The sequence below is a fragment of the Companilactobacillus nantensis DSM 16982 genome, from assembly GCF_001435815.1.
GTDB lineage: Bacteria > Bacillota > Bacilli > Lactobacillales > Lactobacillaceae > Companilactobacillus > Companilactobacillus nantensis.
In genome coordinates this window covers 66,918-78,418 of sequence record NZ_AZFV01000014.1, presented here as the reverse complement: position 1 = coordinate 78,418, position 11,501 = coordinate 66,918, and the positions used below count along the sequence as shown (strand labels likewise).

At 36.1% G+C, this 11,501-nt stretch carries 7 protein-coding genes; 2 read left to right on the top strand and 5 right to left on the bottom strand.

All coding sequences use genetic code 11. The annotated features are described in order from the left end of the window. Positions 1-260: 260 nt before the first annotated feature. Together FD31_RS07535 and FD31_RS07530 are read right to left on the bottom strand one after the other, a co-directional pair. Positions 261-1,805, bottom strand: a complete 1,545-nt coding sequence (locus tag FD31_RS07535; RefSeq protein ID WP_057892157.1) for an ABC-F family ATP-binding cassette domain-containing protein — start codon at positions 1,803-1,805, stop codon at positions 261-263. Positions 1,806-2,448: 643 nt separating this feature from the next. Beyond that, positions 2,449-3,603, bottom strand: coding sequence for an LCP family glycopolymer transferase (locus FD31_RS07530; RefSeq protein ID WP_057892156.1), 1,155 nt, complete (start codon positions 3,601-3,603; stop codon positions 2,449-2,451). Positions 3,604-3,882: 279 nt separating this feature from the next. Here FD31_RS07530 and FD31_RS07525 point away from each other — a divergent pair, with 279 nt between their 5' ends. Next, a complete protein-coding gene (locus tag FD31_RS07525; protein ID WP_057892155.1) occupies positions 3,883-5,334 on the top strand; it encodes an amino acid permease in 1,452 nt (483 codons plus the stop codon). A gap of 57 nt (positions 5,335-5,391) precedes the next feature. Here FD31_RS07525 and FD31_RS07520 read toward each other — a convergent pair whose 3' ends face one another. The 3 genes from FD31_RS07520 to FD31_RS07510 all read right to left on the bottom strand — a co-directional run bounded on the left by FD31_RS07520 (position 5,392) and on the right by FD31_RS07510 (position 10,500). After that, positions 5,392-6,033 carry a hypothetical protein gene (locus FD31_RS07520; protein ID WP_057892154.1) on the bottom strand — a complete coding sequence of 214 codons (642 nt, stop codon included), beginning with the start codon at positions 6,031-6,033 and terminating at the stop codon, positions 5,392-5,394. A gap of 438 nt (positions 6,034-6,471) precedes the next feature. Then, positions 6,472-9,195 carry a transglycosylase domain-containing protein gene (locus FD31_RS07515; RefSeq protein WP_083483618.1) on the bottom strand — a complete coding sequence of 908 codons (2,724 nt, stop codon included), beginning with the start codon at positions 9,193-9,195 and terminating at the stop codon, positions 6,472-6,474. A 9-nt stretch (positions 9,196-9,204) separates the two neighbouring features. Further along, positions 9,205-10,500: a hypothetical protein gene (locus FD31_RS07510; RefSeq protein WP_057892153.1), complete on the bottom strand. Its 1,296-nt coding sequence runs from the start codon at positions 10,498-10,500 to the stop codon at positions 9,205-9,207. Between the two features lie 73 nt (positions 10,501-10,573). Between FD31_RS07510 and FD31_RS07505 the strand changes: the two genes are divergently transcribed. Beyond that, positions 10,574-11,500, top strand: coding sequence for a hypothetical protein (locus tag FD31_RS07505; RefSeq protein ID WP_057892152.1), 927 nt, complete (start codon positions 10,574-10,576; stop codon positions 11,498-11,500). The last annotated feature ends 1 nt before the right edge of the window (position 11,501 follow it).

Genomic DNA, 11,501 nt, shown 5'->3' with positions numbered 1-11,501 from the left:
AAGAACTTTTTAAAATAATTTTTGTAAGAATTTAATGAAAGATTTCATTAAATTCTTACTTGCCGTCTCTTGCGAGTCAACTTAATTATCATAACAAGTTCAAAACATAATGTCAAGCACTTATTTAAAATAATTATTTCAACGTTCAAGCAAAATTCTTGCTGAACCGTTGATGTCGTTGACTCTTCGTGACAACAGGTAATATCTTACCGTTAATGGTAAACCAATGCAAGTACTTTTTCACATTTTTTTGAAAATAATCAATTTTCTTTTATCTTTTCAATATCTAGGACCTTATCAATCCAGTCACTACTATAGAAATCCTCTTCATGGGTTACTAGAATCATTGATCCATCATAGTTTTTGAGCCCTTTGCGTAAAGCAGCCTTTGATTCGTCATCCAAATGGTTAGTTGGTTCATCCATGAATAAGAAGTTAGTATTGTCGAACATCAAGTCCGCAATCTTAACCTTAGTTTGCTCCCCACCAGATAATGAGCGCATTTGAGACATAATTTGTTGATTAGTTAATCCAGTTCTAGCTAATACACGTCTAACTTCTTTACCATCTTTATCTGGATGTTCTTCACTAATGTACTTAAATGGAGAGTCCAGATTATTCTTCCATACTAGATCCTGCTTAAAGTAACCAATCTTAACAGTCTCTGAGAAGTCAAAGTTCCCGTCAATTGGGGGAATGATGCCTAACAACGTCTTAATCAAAGTAGACTTACCGATACCATTGAATCCTTTAATAACCATTTTTTCGCCACTGACGATTGAGAAATTCAATGCTTTATCAAATAGAGCTTTCCCATCGTACCCAACTTTAAGGTCATTTACTTCCAGTAGCATTCGTGAACTAGGTACTTCGACATATGGGAAGCCAAAGCTTGCCGCAGTCTTGTTCCCTGGAGGTGTGAGGACTTCCATGTGGGATAATTGCTTCTCCCTACTCTTAGCACTCTTCGAACGTGAACCGGCTTTAAACTTTCTAATATAGGCCTTAGTCTTTGAAATTTGTTCTTGTTGCTTAACGTAAGCCTTCATATATGTTTCTTTATTGGCAGCCTTTTGCTTTAGAGCTTGCTTCAATGAACCAGTATATTTAGTAATCTTACCGAACTCAAAATCAGCCACACAGTTAATAATGCGGTCTAAAAAGCCATAATCATGGGAAATTACGATAAAGGCACCGTCAAAGTTATTCAAATAATCTGCTAACCAATCAATATGGTTAGTATCTAGGTAGTTAGTTGGTTCATCTAGCAAAATCATATCAGGTTGTTCGAGCAAAATTTTAGCCAAGATAATCTTTGAACGTTGACCACCACTTAGCTTGGAAACGTCATGGTCATATCCAATCGCATCGAGTCCTAAACCAGTTGCCACTTGTTGAATCTTAGTATCCAATTCATAAAAATCGTTGGCATCCAAGATTTCTTGAAGCTTTCCAGCCTTTTCAAGGTCTTCATCTGTCGGGTCATTCATGTAAATGTCGTTTAACTTATCGCTTGTTTCATATAACTTTGAAAAAGCCGTTTTAAGATACTCGTAAATCGTCATTCCGGGGGCTAATTTAGCCTGTTGATCCAAATAACCAATCGTCAAATGCTTCTTCCAAGAAATCTTACCTTCGTCAGGTTCAATTTGACCAGTCAAAATCTTGATGAAGGTAGACTTACCAACACCATTTTGACCAATGATTCCTAAATGATCTTCCTTATTAACTTGTAAATCGGCTGAATCGTACAATTTCTTATCTAAAAATTGTTGTGTTAAGCCATGTACTTCTAAAACACTCATGTTTATCTCCTCTGTATTAAATCATCTGATTTTTTTTCTATCTATATATAAGTTTAAGTTTGCCGTCTCCGGGACAGAGAAATATTCACCTGCTGTGCGGACCGCTTCGAGCCAAGGTCTCGAAGCTCGATTTTGAACTTCGCAAAGTACGCGAATTTCAAAACTCGCCCGGTGGTGTAAGTGCTAAAGCACTAACGCCACTTTCACAGCCGGAGAATATTATCTGTCCCTCCGACTAGTTGGTTTGATTGATGTTAAGTATTACAGAATCCGAAACACAAAATTCATATAATTAAACATCAATTCAGCCATAACTAAATATCGATTTATCATATTAAGCACAATGATAAATCCGATACCACATACATCCCCGAATAAAATCTGTTATACAAATACCCTAGCTGGAGATTGCGTGTGATTGAGTTCAGCAGTGATAGTGATGTTAGAGCTTTAACTCTTACATCACAGGACGTATTTTGAAATTCGTGCGGGTTCCACGAAGTTCAAAATCGAGGTTCGAGACCGCATTTTGGCTCGAACCGGTCCCACAGCGAACTCAATCACACGCAACCGGAAGTGGCAGTGAACAACAGCAACCATATAAAAAAGACTGAAACTATTGTCTCAGTCTTTAGTCAAATCCTTATTCGGACGTTTGATTTCGTGTAAAGATTGTATAGTTTTGGTTTTGGTTCTCACTCTTAAAGGAGAAACCATTATCTTCATTCAATGTATTTAATCTTGTTTCTTCATTATCCAACTCTTCTTCAGATAAACCTAATTGTTTTCTAAGCTTATTGGAAGCACGTTGTAATTCATCAGTTGGAATTACTTCATACGAAGAACCATTGATCATTGAGCCATAACCTTGAACGTGATCAGAACCAATACTTCCTGCTGCCCCACGGTAGTTCAAGAACATTGATTGCATATCACTAAAGCTCAAGTTAGTCGTCATTGAACTGGAGATACTATCCAATACTTTTTGATAACGGGTAAATGTCTTGGCACTTGCAGCACTCTTAATAATTGCTGTAATAACCTGACGTTGTCTTAATTGACGTCCATAATCACCTTTAGGATCTTCATAACGCATTCTTGAGTAATCTAGTGCTTGTTTACCGTTTAAATGCATCTTACCCTTCTTGAAATGGGATTCCTTTTGTCCAGTATCACCATAAGAAAAGCTGAATGGAACATCAACATCAACACCACCGACCGCGTTAACAATCTGTGTCAATGAGTTAAAATCAACCTTAACATAATAATCGATTGGTATGTTCAAGAATTTTTCAGTTGTAGCAACAGCACTCTCTTCGTTACCAATGTTATAAGCTGAGTTGATTTTTTGAATCTTCTTCGTATTATTGGTACTGCTCTTCCAAATTTGGGCCATAGAATCTCTAGGAACAGACATCATCGTAGTCTTGTTTGTCTTGGGATTGACCGTTACAACGATCATTGTATCCGAATTACCACGATAATCTTTTTCTGTATCTCTGACACCATCATCGGTTGTATCGACACCTAATAACAAGATAGAAACTGGTTTCTTATCATTAATCCGTGTCGAAACTTTTTTGCCATCCAAGGCTTTATAAGTCTTACCTAAGGAATTTTGTGTTTGGGCATAAAGTCTAAATCCATAAGCACCCATCACAAAGATCATAACTAAAAATACTAGGCCTAAAATCTTCACAAAAGGACGTTTGATTTTACCACCGTTATTAGAGGCTAAGGCACTATTACGAGTTCTTTGCCGATGCTCTCTAGACATCTTGTTTTTATTATTATCCATAAATAAACTCCGTTTGATTTGCTATCTACGTTTCAAAAACAAATTCTCTATACATTATATAGTAGATAGAATGCAATTATACAGCTTAATTCAAATGATTAAAAATTTTTCTATTGGACACTGCATCCCTAAAGTATAAATTTTTGAGATCATCTGTCAATTTTATCGAAAAATATTTACTAAAATATAAAGTCAGATATATCCAAAAAACTATCTTATTATTTTTAAGTTTTAGGAACTTATTTCCTGTATAATCACCTTCGTAGGAGGATTTGAATAATGTCAGATGCAAATAATGCAAAGACGTTTAGATGGTGGAATATTGCTCTACTAGGCTTTACCACTGTTTGGGGTCTTAATAATGTTATTAACAACTTTGCCAACCAAGGTTTAGCTGTTATAACATCATGGATTTTGATCATGATTCTATACTTTGTTCCATATACCTTAATGGTTGGACAGTTAGGATCAGCCTTTCAAGAAGCTGGCGGGGGTGTCAGCTCTTGGGTCAAAGCACTTTCCAATAACAAGTTAGCTTATTTTGCCGCTTGGACTTACTGGGTTGTGCACGTTCCATACCTTGCTCAAAAGCCACAAATTATTATGGTCAGTTTGAGTTGGTTATTTAAGGGAAATGGTTCATTTATCAAGACTAGTTCCCCATTAGTAGTTCAAGGAGCCAGTTTGGTTATCTTTCTTGCTTTCGTTTGGTTAGCAAGTAAAGGTACTGCAACACTTAACAACCTTGGTAGTATCGCTGGTATCGCTATGTTTACGATGTCAATGCTCTTTATTATCTTAGGTGTAAGTGCTCCATTTATCACTCATGTCCAAATTGCTACACCAAACATGACTGATATTCACACATATATACCGAAATTCGACTTTCAATACTTTACGACGATTTCAATGTTAGTCTTTGCCGTTGGTGGTTCTGAAAAGATTTCACCATACGTTAATAAGACTAAGAATGCTTCAAAGGAATTCCCACTTGGTATGATCATCTTAGCTGTCATGGTTGCCGTTTCAGCTATTCTGGGATCATTTGCCATTGGTATGATTGTTAACTCAAACCATATTCCAGCCGATTTGATGGCTAATGGTGCTTATCAAGCATTCCAATTCTTGGGTAATAGTTTCCATGTTGGTAACTTGTTCGTTTGGGCTTTCGCGATTACTAATACAGTTGCTTCAGCCGCAGCTTTGGCTATCTCAATTGATGCTCCATTACGTATGCTTTTAGGTGATGCTGATAAGAAATTCATCCCTAAGAACCTTTTGAAGAAAAACAAACGTGGTGTTGCTATCAACGGTTATAAATTAACTGCTGTACTTGTATCAATTTTGATTATCGTGCCTGCTCTTGGTATCAATGGTATGAACGATTTGTACAACTGGTTGTTGAACCTTAACTCAATCGTTATGCCTATGCGTTACCTCTGGGTATTCTTTGCCTTTATGATGCTTTCTAAGCATATCGATCAATATCAATCAGACTATATGTTTATTAAGAACAAATACGTTGGTTTTGGATTAGGTCTTTGGACATTCTTCCTGACAGCCTTCGCATGTGTCTTGGGTATGGTTCCTAAGATGAATATGGCACAAGATCCATCATCATGGTGGTTCCAATTAGCACTTAACGTTATTACACCAATTGCTTTGATTGCTCTTGGTTTAGTCTTACCTGCTATTGCCAAACGTACTAATAAAGAATTAGACGAAATTTAAAATCAATGCCTCTGCACAGGCAAAAAAACACTCGGTCAAATGACCGAGTGTTTTTTTCTAGTTGTTAGGCAGATTAATATCATTCCAACGTATATTTTCATAATCACTGACAAACTTATTAATATAATTTTTAGAGAATATATCCAACAATCTAAAGCCAGACTCTGACAAGAATATCAGTAACTCTCCATCTCCCTTTTTATAACTAGAAATCAAGGATGTAGAATACAGTTTCCTCATAATTTGATTAACATCTTCATCTAATCCATTAGCTGTAATACTTTTCTTATTATGTGAGTGATAGTTATGAACTTCGTAAAACACCATCCCCTGCTTTTCATCTGAAAAGGCAGAATATAAGTCATCAATCTGAAATGAGATTTTATGGGATTGGCTATGCTTAATTACTGACATCATAAAGTAACTACTATAATCAACGTTAAACCATGATGCTTTATCTAAGTAGTCCCTAATTACTGGTCCTAATGAATTGGATTTTGAAAGTACAAATGTCGGAACTGACAAAAATCCGCTGTAAGCTTCATGATTACTTATTCTAAAAGTTATGTATCTTTGAGATTCATTCAATAAAGTAACATACATAGACTCACTATTATGCGTTTTAGAAAGACAAACTAATCTCTCATCATCATTTAAAATATTAATTATTATCTGCTTAACTTTTAATTCTCTGCTCATGAAACCACCCTCACCCCATTTTAAATACAGTATAAAATAATAAGAATAAAAAAGAAGCCTAACTTTGTAATCAAACTAGACTTCTAAATGCAAATACATCTCATCTGCGTTTATAACATTTAATATTTATCATGTTGCGCTAGTTGATTTGTATTCACCAATTTCAATTATATATATGATGTATTCTTTCAATAACTTGATATTTATCTATAAATCAAAAACAAATAATAAACTAGCCGGAAGGAACAAGAATTTAGGTCGCTGTGCAGGTGGCGTTAGCACTTTAGTGCTTACACCACGGGACGATTTTTGAAACTCGCGTATTTTGCGAGGTTCAAAATCGAGATTCGAGACCGCTTTTTGGCTCGAATCGGTCCCCATAGCGACCTAAATTTCTTGTTCTTGGAGGCGGCATATTTAACTAACGCATAAGTGATTCTAATCACTACTGCTTGAATCTGTCAGTGATGAGTCCGTTGTTGAACTTGATGAACTTGAACTACCACTACTGCCGCTAGTCGTAGAATTACCGTTGGCATCAATTTTGACATCAGGGACATTCCCACCATAGCTTCGAATCTCATTCATGATATCAATTAGTTTTTGTTTTTGATCAGCTTTATCTGAATCATCATTCTTATACGCATCCTTAACCTTTTGAAGCTGTGAATTGTATTGTGGCATTAACTTATCAACCATCGATTGACGTTTTTGAGCTCGTTGTGTTTCGATTGTTTCTTTTTCAGCCTCATATTCAGCAACCTTCTTATTATCTTTAGCTGCTTGGAACATCGCCTGACTCATATTCAAATCCTTTTGTAATTCCAGAATCTGTTTATTGAAATCAATCTTGGCACTTTGACGTTTCACATTGGCATTCAAGTAACGAATCTTCTGTAATTCACTTAACTTCTTATTATACTGTGATTCCTTGGTAATCGGTGTCTCATTATACTTATCGATTGCCTTTTGAACCTTATCTTCACGCTTAAACTCTTCTTTCTTAGTTAAGTGATAGATAATTCGGTAATCAAGGTTGTAAAGACGGTTAGTATTCTTACTTTCTTGGTCAGAATTATACTTCGAGAAGTCAGTATCAATAATATCTTGAATACTTGGCTTTTCGTTGCTGGTATTGACTGTTAAATTACTACCGCTGACTGTGACTGTATTTGGTTTTTTGAAATTAGTTTCTTTTTGCTTCATATAATCAACTAGGTACTCACCTTCAGCTTTAAAGGCTTGCATCGTCAAGGCATCTTCACTCTGTGTCAAAGTTGATGGCACGTCGTTACCCGTCCAATTGGCAATGGTAAAGCTAGGCGTCATTCCGACAAAATAAGAATCTTTCGTATCATCTGTCGTACCTGTTTTACCGGCTGTGTACTTGTAATTATCCAACGCAGCAGCCTTACCTAAACCGTCAGTGATTACTGATTGCATCGTATTTAACATCATATAACTAGCATTCTTCGTATAAACTGACTTCTTCATATGAGTATTTTGATAAATATAACGGTCGTTATCATTATCATAAATGCTCGACAAGTTACTTGGATGAATAAATTGTCCACCACGAGAGAATGAACTGTAAGCTGAAGCCATTTCAGTTGTTGTCGTACCATATGTGAACGATCCAATAGCTAAACGTGGATCAGCTTTTTGTCCAGGACTTAAGCGTGCAAATTCCATCTTCACTAAATCATCGTAGTAAGTATGTTTTGTATCAGAAGCAGCTAGTTTATAAGCAATCGTATTGATTGAGTTTTCCAGCGCATGACGTAAGGTATTGCTACCAGTATAGCCACTGTACCAGTTATGAATAGTTGGCGTCCCGATAGCCGAATCAATCACGCTACTTTGTGGCAAGTAACCACGTTCAAATGCTGGTGCATAAGCTACAAGTGGTTTAGCAGTCGATCCAGGTTGACGATAACCACTTATCGCCCGATTAACTTGATCACCATCAGTTGTTCGGCCACCAACTATCGCTATAACGTCACCTGTTTTATTATCAATCACGGTACTTGAAACTTGTGGTGCTAGTTTTCCGTGAACATCCCGGCCAGTATAAGATTTATAAGTATTATTAACGAGTGCTTCAACCTTACTTTGAACCGTCTCGTCAATCGTCGTTCTAATCGTATAACCACCATCCATCAATTGACCATGTGCACGTTCATACGCTTGTTGATATTTGGTGTTATAGGCGTTACGGTCAGCATCATCTTTAAAATCATAGCGCATCGTAAAGCCAGCTGACTTCATTAATTCCTCAGTTGCATTGAAGACAGCGTAACTCAGGGCATAATTATTGGAAACATCATTATCATATTTTCGCTCATTGATCTTCAAGCCTAATGGTCTCGTTCGAGCAGTCTGATAAGTCTTCTTGGAAATCAAACCACGTTGATAGAAGATATATAAAATCATGTTGCGGCGTTTTACTGTCCGTTGTGGGAAAGCTACCGGATCATAATAAACCGGATTATTCGGTATTCCGACTAGGACGGCTAATTTATCAATTGATAAATCTTTTTGATTCTGTGAAAAATAGTAATCAGAAGCGGCACTAAAGCCGTAAGAACCGTGACCCATGTAGACATCATTAATATAAAACTCAAGGATTTGTTGCTTCGTAAATTTCTTCTCAAGTTGTTGTGCGATAACCATTTCTTTCAACTTACGTGTGAGATTTTGCGATTGATCTTGCAAAATAACATTCTTAACTAGTTGTTGCGTTAAAGTTGAACCACCTTCAGTTCGACGATGCAGCAGTGTCGAAACAGTTGATCGCATAATCCCATAGGGATCAACCCCGTGGTGAATATAAAAACGTTGGTCCTCGACCGCAACTAACCCTTTACTGATTTTAGAATTAATATCGTTGATCGAAGTATAATTCGAGCTAGATTGCGACAACTTTTTAATCTCTTTACCGTTACGGTCATATATAACGGTTGAATTTTTGGGATGAAAGTCGGACTTCTTCAAACTTTGACTGTATGAGTAGCCATCGGCGATGGTATTTTTAATATCGTAGCCATACTTCCACCAAAATGCTCCAATACTCAAAACAATTAATACGACGATTGTTAATAAGATCCACGGCCACTTTTTTCTTTTTTTAATTAATCTGTGTTCCATTTCTTTCTTACGCATAATTAGCCCCTAATTAACATAGAATGTTATTCCAGAAGAGATTTGTGACATCAAATTAGACAAGTCTGATGAACTAATTTGCATACCATTGTTATAACTTGTTCCACCAGCATAAATGAAGCCAATTGTTGAACCATTACTAAAGTAGATGGAACTGTTCAAAGCAGAGTTATTCTTGAACCAGAAGACTGGTGTCGCTGAATTGAAGTCAGCGGTCGTATTGTCAGGATTAGTTACGTCCAAAGCACTCAAGCTACTGTCAGTCGCACTTGAAACATATTGACCGAAGTTACTATTACTACTATCGGTAATAATCGCATCCGAACTACTTGCATTGATTAATTTTTTAACTGTATATTTTCCAGAGCTGACTTGCGAACTAATAACATTACTATAACCATTTTCAGCCACATATTTGCCACTGACACGTGTCATCAAGGCCAAAGTATTCTTACTTGAATTGTAATAAAGAACGTTCTTACCAGTAATTCCAGCTTGGGTTAGGGCATCTGAAGCACCTGTTGTTGAGTTTAAACTAGAAACAATATCAACACTTGCTGGCGTGTACTTCTCAGTCAGTGGAGCATCCTTGAGTGCTGCTAATTCTTGTTTAACAGCTGCTACTCGGGAACTTTCACCTTGATGATTAGCAAAATAATCGTCCATTTTAGTAACTGCTTCACCCCAGCGTTTTTTAACTGTTTTATTTTTAACTAATTTATAATAGGTATTAACCATGGAAATCTTTTTAAAACTCAAGCTTCCATTGTCGGAATTAAAAGCTTCCCAAGTTTTACTTAAATATTTGTCAGCATCTTGAGTTTGCTCATACCAAATTTGAATCGTATCTAATTTATTCCGTTGTTTTTGATAAATATCCTGATTTTTCTCTTTTAACAACGTCTTATCTAAATCATTAATTTTCGAACTAGTCACGTCGTCTCGGTAGTCGCTCTTACCATCGTATAATTCAGCGACTTCCTTTGTCCGATCTTTTCGAGCTTGAATATAATCTTCAAGTTCATGATATTTCTGAATATTACTTTTAGTAATAACCACACCATCACTGACATCAATCACTTTACCAATGAAATTCAAAGTTCGATAGTTTAAATCAGTCTTTAAAACTTCTAATTCTTTATCTTGATACTGACTAGATATTTTCGAAGTTACAACCGCATTAACGACACCACGTGAAAGCATAATAAAGAAGATGATGGCAGTTACGACACCAACAACGCCGGCACTCATCATCAAATAATGTTCTGATTTGGTCTTACTCTTTAAATCTTTCTTATCTTTCATTATTTTCCCCAAATATCTAGTTCATCTTGTTATTATATATAGTAAATTATCCTGCAAATAAAGGGTGGAAATTTTGAAAAAATTAAACAAAAAATATACTAAATGGATCATTATTCTTCTACTGTTAGTAATAATTGGATCCGCTTATGCCCTTAATCTTGGAAAAATCAAAGATAAAACAGTTGATGGAATTGCTTCGATTTCGATTCCCTTCTCTTTGATTGTTAATCCCCATAATATTGACGAAGATATCGCTCCAAAGGCTATCGATATTGATGATGGTGACATGACTAAAGTTAAACAGGAGGCTGTCAATTTAGTCAGCACAATCAATGATGACTATGATAATACTAAAGAGTTATCATTTTTATCCAATGACCAAGAGAAGGCTTTACTCAAACGAGTTCATGCAAAACCACATCGTTATATTGCCAAAATGACACTTTTGAATTTTGGTAAAGATGCAACGGGTAAATACATCACCATCAGTTGCAACCGCTACGACGATACTAAAACAATTGTCAGCTACCGTTATCGTCTCTATTACAAAGGCGACACCATCAAATCAGCTAAGTATCTTAACACTAAGTCTAACAAGTATCCGCCTAAATTTGTTCTGCAAGACATCGCACTTGGAAAATCAGGTAATGATGAAGCTAAAGCTTTCTTACAACGTCTCAAAACAGCCATTATCAATTCAAACTTGACTGCTACTAATGCGAACGAACCCGGAAACTTCAACCAAATCTCAATCAACCTAGGTTTGAATCCTGACAACAGTAACAATGGTCTCTATGCTTTAGCCAAAAATTCTAATGCTCGTATTAGCAATTCAAGTATTGTTGGTTATCAAATTTCCGACGTCCCTCGTTATACACGTGTTTATATCAAACAACTTAGCAAGGATAACAGCTATTATTACACATTAACTTTCAGTCGTAATAGCGGACGTTTCATTAATTTTCAAAAAGGTCTCATCTCAACTGATACTAACAATTAAA